Origin of the sequence: Streptomyces sp. NPDC099050 (assembly GCF_044759865.1) — a bacterium.
GTDB lineage: Bacteria > Actinomycetota > Actinomycetes > Streptomycetales > Streptomycetaceae > Streptomyces.
This window is the reverse complement of sequence record NZ_JBIWAE010000011.1, coordinates 166,250-181,952: the sequence shown is the minus strand read 5'-3', so window position 1 is coordinate 181,952 and position 15,703 is coordinate 166,250. Positions and strand designations below refer to the sequence as shown.

Annotated in this window: 9 protein-coding genes and 1 tRNA gene; 3 read left to right on the top strand and 7 right to left on the bottom strand. The window is 74.8% G+C overall.

Features of this window, described 5'->3' with window-relative positions; genetic code table 11:
* Window positions 1-303: 303 nt before the first annotated feature.
* Window positions 304-2,088 carry a hypothetical protein gene (locus tag ACIQV3_RS20355; protein WP_403713869.1) on the top strand — a complete coding sequence of 595 codons (1,785 nt, stop codon included), beginning with the start codon at window positions 304-306 and terminating at the stop codon, window positions 2,086-2,088.
* Between the two features lie 71 nt (window positions 2,089-2,159).
* Here the strand turns inward: ACIQV3_RS20355 and ACIQV3_RS20350 are convergent, their stop codons facing one another.
* Both ACIQV3_RS20350 and ACIQV3_RS20345 read right to left on the bottom strand, forming a co-directional pair.
* A complete protein-coding gene (locus tag ACIQV3_RS20350; RefSeq protein ID WP_403713797.1) occupies window positions 2,160-4,676 on the bottom strand; it encodes an NB-ARC domain-containing protein in 2,517 nt (838 codons plus the stop codon).
* Window positions 4,677-4,756: 80 nt separating this feature from the next.
* A complete protein-coding gene (locus ACIQV3_RS20345) occupies window positions 4,757-5,410 on the bottom strand; it encodes a TetR/AcrR family transcriptional regulator (protein ID WP_403713796.1) in 654 nt (217 codons plus the stop codon).
* A 115-nt stretch (window positions 5,411-5,525) separates the two neighbouring features.
* Between ACIQV3_RS20345 and ACIQV3_RS20340 the strand changes: the two genes are divergently transcribed.
* Window positions 5,526-6,194 (top strand): NADPH-dependent FMN reductase, encoded by a 669-nt coding sequence (locus ACIQV3_RS20340; protein WP_403713795.1) that lies wholly within the window; start codon window positions 5,526-5,528, stop codon window positions 6,192-6,194.
* Window positions 6,195-6,207: 13 nt separating this feature from the next.
* The gene (locus tag ACIQV3_RS20335; RefSeq protein WP_403713794.1) at window positions 6,208-7,731 is read left to right on the top strand and encodes a DHA2 family efflux MFS transporter permease subunit; all 1,524 of its coding nucleotides are present in this window, start codon (window positions 6,208-6,210) and stop codon (window positions 7,729-7,731) included.
* Between the two features lie 437 nt (window positions 7,732-8,168).
* Here ACIQV3_RS20335 and ACIQV3_RS20330 read toward each other — a convergent pair whose 3' ends face one another.
* The 5 genes from ACIQV3_RS20330 to tmk form a co-directional block, all read right to left on the bottom strand.
* A complete protein-coding gene (locus tag ACIQV3_RS20330; protein ID WP_403713793.1) occupies window positions 8,169-8,735 on the bottom strand; it encodes a Uma2 family endonuclease in 567 nt (188 codons plus the stop codon).
* A 185-nt stretch (window positions 8,736-8,920) separates the two neighbouring features.
* A tRNA-Thr gene (locus tag ACIQV3_RS20325) sits at window positions 8,921-8,994 on the bottom strand.
* 117 nt (window positions 8,995-9,111) lie between these two features.
* On the bottom strand, window positions 9,112-10,683 hold the full coding sequence (locus ACIQV3_RS20320) for an alpha/beta hydrolase (protein ID WP_403713792.1): 1,572 nt from the start codon (window positions 10,681-10,683) through the stop codon (window positions 9,112-9,114).
* Window positions 10,684-10,919: 236 nt separating this feature from the next.
* Complete coding sequence (locus ACIQV3_RS20315) at window positions 10,920-12,131, bottom strand: DNA polymerase III subunit delta' (protein ID WP_403713791.1); 1,212 nt, start codon at window positions 12,129-12,131, stop codon at window positions 10,920-10,922.
* Window positions 12,132-12,300: 169 nt separating this feature from the next.
* Entirely contained in the window at window positions 12,301-15,585 is a 3,285-nt protein-coding gene (gene tmk / locus ACIQV3_RS20310; protein ID WP_403713790.1) for a dTMP kinase, read from the bottom strand.
* Window positions 15,586-15,703: the final 118 nt, after the last annotated feature.

Below are 15,703 nucleotides of genomic sequence, written 5' to 3'. Positions count from 1 at the left end.
TGCTCCCACAGCCGCCCTGCGCAACCGTGTCGTGCTCACCCCTCCAACGTAGCCCCGGGGCGGGGGCCGGGCGACCCGGAGGACGGGTACCCCAGTACGGTGTGAGGCCCCGGCCCAACTGGGCTTTCACCGACGGGAAAGGATTGTTTGCCGGCATGGGATGCGATACGCGCATGCTGGAACGATCCGCGATCCGCGATCCGCGATCCGCGATCCGCGATCCGCGATCCGCGATCCGCGATCCGCGATCCGCGATCCGCGACGGTGATTCGGGCGGTGGGCACGTAGTTTTCCGGGGTGGCCATGAACACCACCCCGCCTAGCCCGGCCGCCCCGGCCGATCGCTGGGCCACGTTCCACGCCGACCGCACCCTGGTCGTCGCCGCCCGTACGGTCACCTCGACCGTCCGCGTCCTGGAATGCCTGCCCGCCCTCGTCCGCGACGACGGCCGGATCTCCGTGGTGTTCGCCCACGACCCCACCTCCGCTTTCGGCGAAGGGGTCCTCGACCTGCTCCACGACGCCGGCTGCCGCGTGATCCCCTGGGACCGGATCCCCGAAGCCGCCCCCGACCTGATCCTCTCCGCGAGCGAGAACATCGAGGTACCGGCGGGCGACTGCCCCGTCCTCGTCCTCCCCCACGGGGTCGGCTTCCAGAAGCTGGTCCCCGATTCCCGCGCCGACCGCGTCCGTCTCTCCGGGCTCGTCCCGGACGCGCTCCTCGAAGCCGGCCGGGCCTGGCTCGCCGTCTCCCACCCCGGCCAGGAGGAACAGCTCCTCGCCGCGCATCCCAAGACGGCCGGGCACACCCTCCTCGTCGGCGACCCCTGCTACGACGAACTCCTCGCCGGCCTGGCCCGGCGCCCCGCGCACCGGCGGGCCCTCGGGGTGCCGGACGACCGGCGGCTCGTCGTGGTCAGCTCCACCTGGGCCGGGTCCTCCCTCATCGGCCAGGACCCGAAGCTGCCCGCCCGGCTGCTCGCCGCGCTGCCGTACGACGAGTACCGGGTCGCGCTGGTCCTCCACCCGAACGTCTGGTCCCGGCACGGTGCCTGGCAGCTGCGCACCTCCCAGCTGGCGTCGGCGCTCGCAGCCGGTCTGATCCTGGTGCCGCCCGTCCACGACTGGCGGTCCGCGCTCGTCGCCGCCGACCTGGTGATCGGCGACCACGGCTCCGTGACCCTGTACGGAGCCGCCCTCGGCACGCCCGTCCTGCTCGGCGCCTTCGGCGAGGAGTCCGTGCCCGGCACCGCCGCCGCCTCGCTCGCCCGGCTCGCACCCCGGCTGGAGCCCGGCGCGCGGGGTACGGAGCTGGCGGCGCGGGTCGCAGCCGCCGTCGACGGGTACGAGCCCGGGCGCTACGCCCCCGTCGCCCGGCAGGCCTTCGCCGAGCCGGGGCGGGCCCACGCCCGGCTGCGCGGCGCCCTGTACCGGCTGCTCCGGCTGGCCGAGCCGGATTCCGCCCCGCCGTACGCGCCCGCCCTCGCGCTGCCCGAGCCACCCCGGGCCACGCCCTGCACCGCGTGGTGGGTGACCACCGGGGGCGGCTCCGGAGTCACCGGGCCCGGCGCCGGGCCGGTCGTGGTGCGCCGCTTTGCGGCGGCGGCCGGGGAACCGGCCCCCGGGGACGGCTCCGGGACCGGCTTCACCCATCTCGCCTGCGAGGACACCGAGCCGGACCGGCGCCTGGCGGAGAGTGCGTCCGTCGTGCTCGGCCGCGCTGCCGGGGACCCGGCGGGGTGGGTCGCGGACACCCTGGCGGCCTGGCCCGGCGCCGTGCTGGCGGCGGTCACGGCCGTCGGCACCGCCTGGTCCTCCGGGGCCGCCGGGTCCTCCGGGGCCGGGGCCGGGGCCGGTGTCGCCGGGGCCGCCGGGGCCGGTGTCGCCCTCGTCGGGCTGCGCGACGGCCGGACCCTGGCCGTCGAAGGCTCCGGTGACCCGGGGCTCGCCGCGGCCGCCGTGTACGCCTGCCTGCGCTCGGGCCGGCCCCTCGCCGACGGGGAGGTGTCCCTGCGGCTGGGGACGGGCCCGGGGCAGGGCCTCGTACGGCTGCGCCTAGGGGCTGTCTTGCCGGTCGGGCCGGATTAGGGAGCGGCGTCTGGCGCCGTGCATCGCGAGGCGCCAGACGCCGCGAGCCCGGCCTGACCGGCAGGGCACCCCTACGGCTCCAGGGCGCGCAGCCGCTCGCGCAGGGACTCCGCCAGCGGGCTGCCGCCCGCCTCGTGGATCTCCAGGGCCCGGGACAGGTCCGCCGCGAGGCCCGCCCGGTCGCCGCCCGGCCGCTCCGCGAGGTCCGCGAGGACCAGCAGCGCCTCCGCCTCGTAGTGCGCGGCCCCCTGCCCCGCCAGCACCCGTACCGCCTGGCGCAGTACGGCCACCGCCCGCGCGCTCTCCCCCAGCCGGTCGTGGGCCCGGCCCAGGGCGATGGCCGCCCGGGCCGCCATCCGCCGGTCGGGTTCGGCTCCGGCGAGGAACGCCTCCCGCGCCCGGGTCAGGGTCTCCAGCGCCCGGGCCGGATCCCCGGCGGCGTCCTGGGCGCAGCCGAGGAAGAGCAGGGCGATGGCCGCGCCCCGGGCCTCGCCGGCCTCGGTGTTCAGCGCCAGCGAGCGCTCGTACGCCTCGATGGCGCGGGCCGGCTCGACCCGGTCCAGGTAGCGGCCGAGGAACTCCATGACCGAGGCCCGCAGCACGGTCCGGCCGGCCACCTCGGCGCAGGCCACGGCCTTGTCCAGCTCGGCGCGGGCCTGCCCGGCCTCGCCCAGGTCCATCAGCGGCCGCGACAGCATGCTGCGCAGCCGCGCCTCGGCGGCCGGTACGAGGTCTTCCTCGGCCGCGGCGGCGCCCAGTTCGAGGGATTCCCGCCAGTCCCCCAGGTGCCGGCGGTACAAGAACAGCGCCGTGAACCCCTCCGCGAGCTGCCACACGGGCGTGCGCAGTCCGAGCGCGGAGGCCTCGCGGAGCAGGGCGACGATGCCGGCCCGCTCCGCCTCCAGCCACTCCAGGGCCCGCGCCCGGCCGTCCGCCCCGCCGGGGAACGGGCTCGGCTCCGGACCGGGGTCGAAGTCCGCGATCCGCAGTCGCTCGGCGCGTACGGCCCGGTCGGCGTGCCCGACGCGCACGACGTAGTGGCGGGCGACCCGCTCCACGAGGTCCCGGTGGGCGGCGGGCCCCTCCTCGGCCTCGGCGCGCTCGCGCGCGTGCAGCCGTACGAGGTCGTGCAGGTGGTAGCGGCCCTCCCCGGCCCGCCCGGCCTCCCCGGCCTCCCCGTACTCCAGGAGGCGCGCGTCCTGGAGTACGTCGAGCAGTGCCTCGGTCTCCCGCACGCCGAGCTCCGCGGCGGCGGCCGCCGTGGCGGCGTCGAAGGTCCGGCCGGGGAGCCTGCCGAGCAGGCGGTACAGCCGGGCTTCCGCGGGCTGCAGTTGACGGTAGGCGGAATCGAAGACGGCGGATACGGACACCGTGCGCTCCCCTCGGAGGGACATCGCGGTCAGCCGGCGGGACTCGTCGGCCAGTTCGCCGGCGAGGCCCGCCAGGGTCAGCCGACGGGTGGTCAGCAGCCGGGCCGCCACGATGTGCAGGGCGACGGGCAGCCCGCCGCACAGCGCGACGAGCCGCTCGGCCGCTTCGGGCTCGGCGCCGATCGCCCGCTCCCCGCAGCGGTCGGCGAGGATCAGCAGCGCGCTCGCGGTGTCCAGCGGCTCGAGGTCCAGCGGTACGGCCCCGTCGGCGAACAGTTCGGTGAGCCGGGCGCTGCTGCTCGTGACCACCAGGGCGCTGCCCGCGCCCTGCGGCATCAGGGCCCTGACCTGCGCGGGGTCGCTGACGTCGTCGAGCATGAGCAGCATCCGGCGGCCCTGGGAACGCTTTTGGTACAGCCGGGTGCGCTCGGCCAGGGAGTGCGGGAGGTAGTCCTCGCCGACCCCCAGGGACCGCAGGCACATTCCGACGGCGGCCGAGACGTCCGCGCCGCCGGACGGACCGCGCAGGGCGGCGAAGTCCACGTAGAGCTGCCCGTCGGGGAACCGGGGCCGCGAACGGTGCGCCCAGCGGGTCGCCGTCGCGGTCTTGCCGACGCCGGGCGTGCCTCCGAGCAGGAGCACGCCGACGTGGTCGGCACCTTCGGGGATCAGCCCGTCGATCGCGGCCAGTTCGCCGGTGCGGTTGTGGAAGCGGGTGCGCAGCGCGGGGATCTCGTCGGGCACCTCGGCGGCTTCCGGCGCGGTCACGTGGTAGTTCACGCCGCCGTGGATGACGGCGCCCTGGTAGAGGCCGTACTGCGCACCGGAGTTGACCACCAGCCCCGCCGGTCCGCCGAGTTCCCCGAGCAGAGCGCGCAGTTCCGCCTCGGCCCCGGGCCGTTCCAGGAGTACGCGCAGCAGTCCGTCGCGCCACGCGTCCCGGCCGCCCTCGGCGAGTTCGGTGACGACGGCCAGCTCCGCCGGCCCCGCGTCCCCGCCGGCGACCTCCCCGGCTGCCCCGGCCTCCCCGGCTGCCGCCGAATCCGCGTCCCCTGCTGCCGCCGCGTCCTCCCCCTGGCCCCGTCGGCCGAAGAAGCCCGCCAGCCGCCCCTTGGCCGACTCCCAGCCGTCGGAGACCGCCAGCCCCACGAACTGCGCGGCCGCCGCCGCGGCAAGCGCCGCCAACTCCTCCACAGAGCCCCCCTCACGCGTCGCCACCGGCCGCCTCCACGGTAAGGAGTGCGCCCGGCCCCGCCCCTGCATAGCCCACCCTCGGGCGCGGCGCCCCGGTTTCGGACTCAATTGGCCCGATAGGCCCGCAGGAAGGCGCCCACGCCGCCCGAGATCAGGCGGTCGGTCTGCTCCTTGGGGAGGGGCATGACCCCGTAATGGGAGAGCTGCCAGATGGAGTGCGAGGTCAGCGCCATGAAGTGGGCGCCCGCCAGCATCGCGTCACCGTGTACGTCGATCAGCCCGGCGGCGTCGAGGCCCGCCATCGCGTCCGCGAGAGCCCGGGACACGGGGCCAGGGCCGGCGTTCACCCAGGCCTCACGCACCTCCGGCGGCACGTGGTCGGCTTCGGCGTGGATGTGGCGGACGAGCGCGAAGTGGTCGGCGTAGTCGGTCATGAGCCCGTTGACCCGGTGCGCGAAGGCGACGAGGTCCCTCTCCAGGTCCTCGGGGCGGGGCGGGCGTTCGGGGTTCAGGACGGCTTCGATCTGGGCGATCTGGGCATCGCGCACCTGCCCCGAGGTCCAGGTGACGACGGTGGCGAAGAGCATCGCCTTGCCGCCCGGGAAGTGGTTGTAGAGGGTGCGGGTCGAGACGCCCGCCGCGGCGGCGAGCTCGTCGACCGTCGCCCGGGTGTAGCCCTCGCGCCCGAAGACCCCGCAGGACGCGCTCGCGATGGCGACCTGCCTCTCCAGCTTCTTGGCACTGGTTGCGCCGCTCACTTCGCCTCCACATAAAAAGTACAACGCCCGTTGCATTTTTTACAACGCTCGTTGTACCTTACCGGAGGAGCGGCCCACACGGAGCGGCCGCACCACCGACGAGGGGGAACCTGCCATGACCGCCACCCACGCTTCCACCCACACTTCCACCCACACTTCCGCTCACGCTTCCACTCCCGCTTCCACTCCCGGCGAGGACGCGCCGCTGCGCGTCGCCGTCATCCTCGGCAGCGTCCGCGAGGGCCGTCAGGGCGCCGCCGTCGCCGACTGGTTCCTCGGCGCAGCCGGCGCCATCGGCGGCCTGGACCTCGACCTGATCGACCTCGCCGACATCGACCTGCCGCTGGCCATGCCCGGCTGGGGCGGCTCCCCGAACGAGCAGGCGGCCGCCGCCCTCGCGAAGGTCAGCCCGCGGCTGGCCGCCGCCGAGGCCTTCGTCATCGTCACCCCGGAGTACAACCACAGCTTCCCGGCGGTACTGAAGAACCTCATCGACTGGCACCGCGAGGAATGGCACGCCAAGCCCGCCGGCTTCGTCTCCTACGGCGGCATCGGCGGCGGCCTGCGCGCCGTCGAGCAGCTCCGGCTGGTCTTCGCCGAGCTGCACGCCGTGACCGTGCGCGACTCCGTCAGCCTGCACGGCCCGTGGTCCGGGCTCGGCCCGGACGGCGTTCCGCGTGACACCGCCGTGGCCGAGGGCGCGGTCAAGGGCATGCTCGGACAGCTGGCCTGGTGGGGACGCGCGCTGCGCGCCGCCCGCACGAGCCGCCCGTACCAGGGCTGAGGGGCGCGCGAAGATGCGTACGCCCCGTACCCCCGGAGGCACGACCCCGCAGGCCACCCCCACGGACACCACGCCGGCCCCCGGCGGCGCCGCCCCAGCCGGCCTCCCGCACCCGGCCGGCCCCGCGGACCCGCCGACTCCGCCGACTCCGCCGACTTCATCGACTCCGCCGACTCCATCGCGCCAACTCCATCGCACCGCGGGCGTCGTCATCGTCGGCTCGGTCATGTCGGTCCTCGACATGACGATCGTCAACGTCGCCCTGCACCGCCTCTCCGAGGCCTTCCACGCCCCCCTGGCAACGATCCAGTGGGCCGCCAGTGCCTACACGCTCGCGCTCGCCGCCGTCATCCCGGCCTCGGCCTGGGCGATGGGCCGCTTCGGCGCCAAACGCACCTACCTGGGCGCCCTCACCCTGTTCTCCCTCGGCTCCCTGCTCGCCGCGTGCGCCTGGAGCGCCGGGAGCCTGATCGCCTTCCGCGCGGTACAGGGCCTCGGCGGCGGGCTGCTCATGCCCGTCGGCATGGCCATGGTGATGCGTACGGCGGACCCCGCCCGGCTCGGGCGGGTGATGGCCCTGCTCGGGCTGCCCATCATCGTCGGTCCGGTGGCCGGCCCGGTGCTGGGCGGCTGGCTGGTCGACTCGGCGTCCTGGCAGTGGATCTTCCTGGTCAACCTCCCCGTGGGGGCGCTCGCCCTGTTCCTCGCCGCGAAGCTGCTGCGCTCCGACACCCCCGGCGACCCGTCCGCCGCGCCCCGGCTGGACGTGCCCGGCCTGCTGATGCTCTCCCCGGGCCTCGCCCTGCTCCTCTACGGCCTGGCCCGGGGCGGCGAAGGCGGCACCTTCACCGCCCCCGACGCCCTGCTCCCCACCCTGGCCGGGGCCGCGCTCGTGGCCGCCTTCGCCCGAAGGGCCCTGACGGCCCGTGAACCGCTCCTCGACCTCCGCCTGTTGCGCGACCGCACCTTCGGCACCGGAATCCTCACGCTCACCCTCTTCACCTGCGGCTACTTCGGTTCCATGCTGCTCGGACCGATGTACTGGCAGCAGGGCCGCGGCATGAGCGCGACGGCGGCCGGACTGCTGGGCGCCCCGACCGGCCTCACCGTGGGGCTGGTCATGCAGATCGCCTCGCGCCGCGTCGACAAGGTGTCCCCGCGCCGGCTGATCCGCATCGGGATCGCGACGGGCGCGCTGGGCATGGCCCTGACCGCCCTCCAGGCCGGGTCCCCGGAGGCCGCACCCTGGCGGTTCGTCGCCGCTTCGGTCGTCATGGGCATCGGCGCCGGCATGGTCCTGATGCCGACGATGACCACCGCGAGCCGGGACCTCCCCAGGTCCCGCCTGACCGCGGCGAGCACCATCCTCAGCATCAACTCCCAGATCGGCGCCTCGATCGGCACGGCCCTGCTCTCAGTCACCCTGAGCGGCGCCGGCACCACCCCGTCGGGCTTCCGCACCACGTACGCGATCGCGGCGGTCCTCCTGGCCCTGGCCACCGTCCCCGCGGCCTTCCTCCCGAAACACCACCCCTGACCCGAGCCCCACACCCCCCGATCACGACCGCCCATCGCGGCAGAACAGCCGAGGGCGCGGCCGGCACGAACGCCTCTCGTGGGGCACAACTTCAAGGCAGCAGCGCACGTTCCCTTCCGGCAGACACCAACTCCGCCTGAAGGACACAGCCCTCCCCCGGCGACTCCGCGTGGGAAACCGAGCGTCGCCGCGCCGGTCTGGCCGCTTTCCTGGCCGCCTTCCCGGTCGCCACGGCAGCATCCTTCGCGTTCTTCGCCTTCTTCCCGGGCCTCCCCCACGTCATCGACCGGGGCGCGATCGTCACCTCGCTCGCCGTGGGCGCCCTGGCCCGCTGGGCCTGGCAGTCCCGCCTGTCGCAAGGGCGCCCCACTCACCCGCAGAGCTGATCGCACACAGGAACCCGAGGCCACGCCGAGCCTCAGCCACCCGGCAGGAGGTCAGACCTGGCCGAGGTCGAACTCCACCGGAAAGGGAGCCGAAACCTTGACGACGCCGGTGAACACGTCTCCGTCTCGGTAGGCCCTGGTCGCGGGATCGAGAACGTAGGTGTACACCAAAGAGACACCCGTCGCGGCCTGCTCGACCCGCCAGTAGAAGGCGATGCCGGCCGTGGCGTACTGGTCCGCCTTCACGATCCGATCGGTGGTCTCCGACCCTGGAGACACAACCTCCACGACCAACAGCACGTGCTCGGGACGGGTGGGCGTGAGGTCGATCGTGTCCGCCCGGTACACCACGACATCCGGACGACGGTTGGTGAGCGGGACGTCCTGAAGTCGGACGTCAAAGTCCGTATCAGCGTTCCAGTCCGGCCCGGCGGCCGCCTCCAAGGAGTTCGCCAGCATCCGAGCGAGGCGATGGTGCCGCTTGGACGCACTGGGGCTCACGACGACCATCGCGTCCACGATCTCGATCCCCGCACACTGGTCCTCGGACCAGGAGTCGTACTGCTCTGCCGTGATCTGCTCGTGCATCCATGCAGGGGCTGCCGTCTCGGCAGTCATGACCCACCTCCCGGGCCATACGAACGGGTCCGATCCCGCCTGGTTCAGCGTACTGTCTCAGCTCGACCGGCACCCTGGACGCCGGAACAGCCGGCCCGAGCCGCCCGCGCGCAGCTCCGTCGAGCAGCCACGCCGGGGCATGAAAAAGCCCCAGGTCACGGCGAGTGAGTCCTGGGGCTAATCCGAGCCGCCTTCGGGATTCGAACCCGAGACCTACGCATTACGAGTGCGTTGCTCTGGCCAGCTGAGCTAAGGCGGCACCGCTGGGAAGAAAAGAATTTCCCTGGTGGGAGGCTCTCATCAGCAGCGGCGCCAAGTCTACAGGGTTAAACGGGGTGCCCCGAACAGGGGTCTTCGGCGGCCCCGTCGGCGGGAGTCAGCACCTCTTCGAGTCCTGCGGAGCGGTGCCCTCCAGGAGGTAGTCGTTGATCGTCGAGTCGATGCAAGTGCTGCCCCGGCCGTACGCCGTGTGGCCGTCGCCGTCGTAGGTCAGCAGGACCCCCGAGTCGAGCTGGCTCGCCAGGGCCTCGGCCCACTTGTACGGGGTCGCCGGGTCGCGGGTGGTGCCGACCACCATGATCGGCGGAGCGCCCTTCGCGTGCAGCGCCTGGGCCGTGCCGGTGGCCTTCGCCGGCCAGTACGTGCAGTTCAGCGAGGCCCAGGCCAGGCCCGCGCCGAAGACCGGGGAGGCCTTCTCGAAGGAGGGCAGCGCCTTCTCGACCGCCGCGGGGTCGGCGAAGGCCGGGGGCTGGTCGAGGCAGTTGACGGCGGCGTTGGCCGACATGAGGTTGGCGTACTTGCCGTCCGCCCCGCGCTCGTAGTAGCTGTCGGCGAGGGCGAGCAGCCCGTCGCCGTCGCCGTCCTTGATCGCGGACGCGAGCGCCTCGCGCAGCTGCGGCCAGGCGTTCTCGTCGTAGAGGGCGGCGATCACCCCGGTCGTCGCCAGCGACTCGCCGAGCGTGGCGCGCGACCGGTCCGTCGTGGTGATCGGCTGGGCGTCGACCTTGCGGAAGAACTCCTTCAGGCGTTCCGCGATCTGCTCAGGGCTGCCCTGGCCGAGCGGGCAGTCGGTCTGCTTCGCGCAGTCCGCCGCGAAGGCCCGGAAGGCGGTCTCGAAGCCCTCCGTCTGGTCCCGGTTCAGTTCCACCGCGGGCCGGGAGGGGTCCATCGCCCCGTCCAGGACCAGCCGTCCGGCCCGGCCCGGGAAGAGGTCGGCGTACATCGCCCCGAGGAAGGTGCCGTACGAGGCTCCGACGTAGTTCAGCTTCTCGTCGCCCAGCACCGCACGCAGCACGTCCATGTCGCGGGCGGCGTCGACCGTGGACACGTGCGGCAGGACCCGCTGCGAGTGTGTCTGGCAGGCGGCCGCGAACTCCTTGAAGGCGGCCACCAGCAGGGCCCGCTCCGCCGGCGTGTCCGGCGTCTGGTCCACCTGCGTGTACGCGTCCATGGCCGGGCCGTCCAGGCATTCCACGGGGCTGCTGCGGTCCACGCCGCGCGGGTCGAAGGAGACCATGTCGTACGCGGCACGGACCGGGGCCGGGTATCCGATGCCCGCGTACGCCTGGAGGTAGCCGATTCCGGAGCCGCCCGGACCTCCCGGGTTCACCACCAGGGAGCCGAGCCGCTTGGCGGGGTCGGTGGCCTTGCGGCGGGACACCGCGATGTCGATGTCCCCGGCCCCGGGGTTCTCGTAGTCCAGCGGGACCTTCATGGTGGTGCAGTCGAAGCCGGGCACACCGCACTCGCGCCAGCTCAGCTTCTGGTCGTAGTACGGGCGCAGGGCCGCCGGGACGGCGGTCGGCTCGGCCGACGCCGCCGGGGAGGCCCCGCCGGACGATGCGGCGGCGCGGGGTGTTCCCGAACCGCCCGTGGTGCACCCGGAGAGCAGTAGCCCCGCAGCGGCGATCACGGTCCCGGTGGTGCGCAGCAGGCGACTGGTGTCCATTCCCGGAGCCTACGGCCTGCGGGCACACCCGGGGCGGTGGCACCCGCGCCGGGCGGCGGGCGGCCGCCCGGGCTCGGGGCGCCGCCCCGCACGGACCAGCGGCGTCTGCGACCCGCCCCGCGGACCCCTCGAACGGGTGAGGCCGTCAACCGAAGTCGCAGGCGCGGGCACGGGCGCCGGCACGGGCACGGCCGCCGGCACGGGCACGGCCGCGGGCCGGGGCGGCGTCGCGCGCGTCAGCCGGCGCGCAGCGACATCGTCATGGCCTCGACGGCCAGCAGCGGGGCGACGTTGCGGTCCAGCGCCCGCCGGCACGCGATGATCGCCTCGATGCGCCGCAGTGTGCGCTCCGGGCCCGACTCCCGGGCGATCCGGTCCAGGTCCTGCCGTATCTCCTCGTTCGCGATGGCCAGCGAGGAGCCGAACTGGATCGCCAGGACGTCCCGGTAGAAGCCGGTGAGGTCGGTCAGGGCCAGGTCGAGGCTGTCGCGCTGCGTACGCGTCCGCCGGCGCTTCTGCCGGTCCTCCAGCTCCTTCATCACGCCCGCCGTACCGCGCGGCATCCGCCCGCCCGTGCCCGCCCCGGCGCCGAGCGCGGCCCTCAGCTCCTCGGTCTCCTTGGTGTCGACCTCTTCCGCGACCTGCTTGGCGTCCTCCCCGGCGGCGTCCACCAGCTCCTGCGCAGCCTTCAGACAATCGCCCACGTCGGCCACGCGCATCGGCAGCCGCAGCACGGTGGAGCGCCGTGAGCGGGCCGCGTCGTCGGTGGCGAGCCGGCGGGCCCGGCCGATGTGCCCCTGGGTCGCGCGGGCGGCGGCCTGCGCGACGGCCGGCTCGATGCCGTCGCGCCGTACGAGCACCTCGGCGACGGCGGACACCGGCGGGGTGCGCAGCGAAAGGTGGCGGCAGCGGGAACGGATGGTGGGCAGCACGTCCTCCAGCGAGGGGGCGCACAGCAGCCACACGGTCCGTGGAGCGGGCTCCTCCACGGCCTTGAGCAGGACGTTCCCGGCGCCCTCCGTCAGCCGGTCGGCGTCCTCCAGGACGATGACCTGCCAGCGCCCGACGGCCGGGGAGAGCTGCGCCCGGCGCACCAGGGCTCGGGTGTCCTTCACGCCGATGGACAGCTGATCGGTACGGACGATCTCCACGTCCGCGTGCGTGCCGATCACGGTGGTGTGGCAGCCGTCGCAGAACCCGCAGCCCGGCTCGCCACCGAGGGCGCGGTCCGGACTCGTGCACTGGAGCGCGGCGGCGAAGGCGCGGGCGGCGGTGGAGCGGCCCGAGCCGGGCGGTCCGGTGAACAGCCAGGCGTGCGTCATCTTGGAGGCGGCCGGCGGCGGGGTGCGCGCCTCGATGGCGGTGACCAGGGCGTCGGCGTCGACCGCGGCGGCGGCCAGCTGCGTCTGGACCCGCTCCTGTCCGACCAGGTCGTCCCATACGGGCATCCCGCCCACCGCCTTTCCCTCGCGTACCGTCCGTGCCGTCTGCTCACCCAGTGTGGCGGCTCCCACTGACAATCCCCGTCAGCAGGCCCCCACGACGACCCCGGCCGTCAACCGCCGTACCCGCCCCGCCGTACCCGCCGTAGCGCCGTACAGCCCATACCCGCCACGGTCAGCCGCGGCGCGGTCCCCGGCCCTGTCCCTGGTCCCGGCCCTGGTCGTCCTCGTCGTCCCGGCGCCATCCCAGCAGCTCGTCCGCCAGCGTCGGCAGATCGTCCAGCGGAGTCTCCTCCGCCCAGTCCGAGCGCGGCCTGCGCGGCCGGCCGTCCTCGGCGGGGAGCGGCAGTTCACGGGTCGCGTCGTTGCCCGAGTCGCGGAATATGCCCGGCGGGACCCGGTCGGCCGGGTTCTCCTCGGGGCGCCGGGCCGTCGGCCGCGACGCGGAGTACGAGGCCCGGGGCGCCGCCGGCCGCGTGGCCGCCGCCTCACCCGCGCCCGTGGGGCGTACGGGCGGCAGGACCGCCGTCTCGTCCGCCGGACCCGTCGCGCGGACGGGCGGCAGCACGGCCGTCTCGTCCGCCGGACCCGCCGGGCCCGCCGCCGGATCGGCCTTCGGGACCGGGACCGTCTGGGTGACGTCGTCCGGCTGCACGACCCGCTTGACGACCGGGGTCTCGATCGTGACGGCCTCGTCGTGGTGCGGCTCCTTGCGCAGGTCGGCCTTGGGCCCGGAACCCGGGCGAGCCGCCGGAGCAGGGGGAGCCGCCGGAGCAGGGGGAATCGCCGGCACGGACGCCGAAGTGGCCGCCACCGAGGCGGCGGCAGCCGCGGCCGCCGCGGACTTCGCCGCCGCCTCCGCCGCCGAGGCCTCGGCCAGCCGCCGCGCCTCCTCGGCCTTCAGCAGGGCCTCCTCCGCCCGCCGCTGCTTCTCCAGCCGGCGCTCCTCGGCCTCGGCGTGCAGCCGGGCCTCTTCCTCCGACTGCTTGCGCAGCCGCTCGGCCTCCACCGCGCGGGCCTTCTCCTCGGCCCCCAGCCGCAGCCGCTCGGCCTCGGCCCGCGCACGGGCCTCCTCCTCGGCGCGCAGCCGCTCCTCGCGTTCCTTGCGGGCGGCCTCGGCCTCTGCCGCGATCCGGGCCTCCTCGGCCTCGCGGACCTTGCGGGCCTCTTCCTCCGCCAGCAGCCGGGCTTCCTCGGCCTTGCGGGCCGCCTCTTCCTCGGCCTTGCGCGCGGCCTCCACCAGGGCGAGCCGGCGGGCTTCCGCCTGCGCGGCCACCTCGGCCTCCGACAGCGGGAGCATCCGGTCCAGCCGGTGGCGCACGACGGTGCTGACCGACTCCGGGTCCTGGCCCGCGTCGACCACCAGGTAGCGGCCGGGGTCGGCCGCGGCCAGGGTCAGGAACCCGGCCCGCACTCGCTGGTGGAACTCCGCCGGCTCCGATTCCAGCCGGTCGGGCGCCTCCGTGAACCGCTCCCGGGCCGTCTCCGGCGACACGTCGAGCAGCACGGTCAGATTCGGTACGAGGCCACTCGTGGCCCAGCGCGAGATGCGGGCGATCTCGGTCGGGGACAGGTCCCGGCCGGCGCCCTGGTAGGCCACCGAGGAGTCGATGTAGCGGTCGGTGATGACCACCGCGCCGCGCTCCAAGGCGGGGCGCACGACGGTGTCCACGTGCTCCGCGCGGTCGGCCGCGTACAGCAGGGCCTCGGCGCGGTTCGACAGGCCCGCGGAGGACACGTCGAGCAGGATCGAGCGCAGCCGCTTGCCGACCGGGGTGGCCCCGGGCTCGCGCGTGACGACGACCTCGTGCCCCTTGGCCCGTATCCAGTCGGCCATCGCCTCGACCTGGGTGGACTTGCCGGCGCCGTCGCCGCCCTCCAGGGCGATGAAGAACCCGGCGTCGGACGCGGCCTGGACCGGCTCCCCGCCGCGCAGCGCCTCGCGCAGGTCGCGGCGCAGCGGTACTCCGCCGCGGTCGTCGGCCTTGGCCAGGACGATGACGGCGACCGGCAGCAGCAGGGCGCCGACCAGCATCAGCGTGAAGTCCGCTCCGCCGTGCGCGAAGACGACCTCGCCGACGGCCAGCCGGTGCGGTCCGATCAGGGCGGCCAGCAGCGGTGCGGCCACGGCACCGACGGCCACGCAGACCCGGACGACGGCCTGCAGGTGCTCGGTGACCCGGGCCCTGCGGAACTCCTCGGTCTCCTGGTCGAGCAGCGTGTGCCCGGTGTTCGCGGCGACGCCCGCGGCGGTGCCGGCGAGCAGCGAGAGGAACACCACCGTCGAGGTGTCCGGAACCAGCCCGGTCAGCAGCAGCGCCAGCCCGGCCACCCCCACGGCCAGCGCCAGCAGGCGGCGCCGGGACAGGGCGGGGAGGACCTTGCCGGCCTGGGTGGCGCGGATGCCCAGCGCGGTGCCGCCGAGCAGGGCCAGTACGAACAGCGAGAACGCGGCCGCTCCGCCCCCCAGGTCGGCGGCGTGCAGGACGGCCACGGCGGCGGCGGCCGCGATGGCTCCGGCGACCGCCCCGCAGACGAGGACGAACAGCGGGATGGCCCCCGTACGCCCCTTCTCCGGCCGGTCCCCCGCCTTGGGGGCCCGCAGGCCCTCCAGCGGGGAGCGGGGCCGCGGGGTCTTCGTGGCGGGCAGCACCAGCGGGAGCAGCAGCGAGACGGAGGCCGCGAAGAGGCCGGAGGCCACGTACGAGCCGAGGGCCGCCTGGTTCTCGGCGAACCAGCCGATGCCGAGACCGAGCGCCTTGCCGATCAGCGTCGCGGCGAGCAGCGCGGCGGCGGCGATCGGCATGGCGGCGAAGGCGGTACGCAGGTTCAGCCGGCGCAGTGAGTCGAGGTGATCGGGCAGCGGCCGTACGGTCGCCCCCTCCGGCGGCGGCGCCGGCAGCAGACCCGGCGCGGCGCTGTCCCTGGCCAGCCCCCAGAGCCGCTCGGCGGCGCCGGAGACGAAGACGGTGGCGAGCAGGGCGATCACCGCGTGCGGGCCGATCCAGTCGAGCCACAGCGGGGCCACGACGAAGAGCCCGAGCCGGATCCCGTCGGCGCCGATCATCGTCCAGCGGCGGTCCAGCGTGCCGCCGGGGGCGGTGAGCTTGGACAGGGGTCCCAGGAGGACCGCGCCGAAGAGGACGGTGGACACCACGCGGACGCCGAAGACGGCGGCGACGGCGAGGGCCCAGCCGGTGTAATCACCGCCGAAGGCCCCCTGGTCCACGGCCGCCTGGAAGACCAGCAGCACCAGGACCAGCAGGGCGAGGGCATCGCCGATGCCGCTCACGAACTGCGCGCTCCACAGACGGCGCAGCCCGGGGGTGCGCAGCAGGGCGCGCACCGCGCGCTCGCGGGAGTCCGCGGCGAGGGCTTCGTCGTAGGTGGGTGCGGTGTCGGTGGTGTCGGTGGTGTCGGTGGCGGCGGTCACGACCGTTGGCTGCTCGGCTCGCGTCATCCGCCCAGCCTATCCGCTGTCCTTGGCGGGCGCGGAGCCCTGTGGACAAGGTCCGGTGTGACCCCCGACCCACCGTCCGAGGCCCCGAAAGAGGCAGGGCCCGTGCGCATCGCACGGG

What these genes read in the sequence shown, in the direction of transcription:
- ACIQV3_RS20340 (WP_403713795.1), top strand. Translation starts at nt 5,526, where the DNA reads ATGACCGCCACCCACGCTTCCACCCACACTTCCACCCACACTTCCGCT.
- tmk (WP_403713790.1), bottom strand. Translation starts at nt 15,585, where the DNA reads ATGACGCGAGCCGAGCAGCCAACGGTCGTGACCGCCGCCACCGACACC.
- ACIQV3_RS20320 (WP_403713792.1), bottom strand. Translation starts at nt 10,683, where the DNA reads ATGGACACCAGTCGCCTGCTGCGCACCACCGGGACCGTGATCGCCGCT.
- ACIQV3_RS20330 (WP_403713793.1), bottom strand. Translation starts at nt 8,735, where the DNA reads ATGACTGCCGAGACGGCAGCCCCTGCATGGATGCACGAGCAGATCACG.
- ACIQV3_RS20355 (WP_403713869.1), top strand. Translation starts at nt 304, where the DNA reads ATGAACACCACCCCGCCTAGCCCGGCCGCCCCGGCCGATCGCTGGGCC.
- ACIQV3_RS20335 (WP_403713794.1), top strand. Translation starts at nt 6,208, where the DNA reads ATGCGTACGCCCCGTACCCCCGGAGGCACGACCCCGCAGGCCACCCCC.
- ACIQV3_RS20315 (WP_403713791.1), bottom strand. Translation starts at nt 12,131, where the DNA reads ATGCCCGTATGGGACGACCTGGTCGGACAGGAGCGGGTCCAGACGCAG.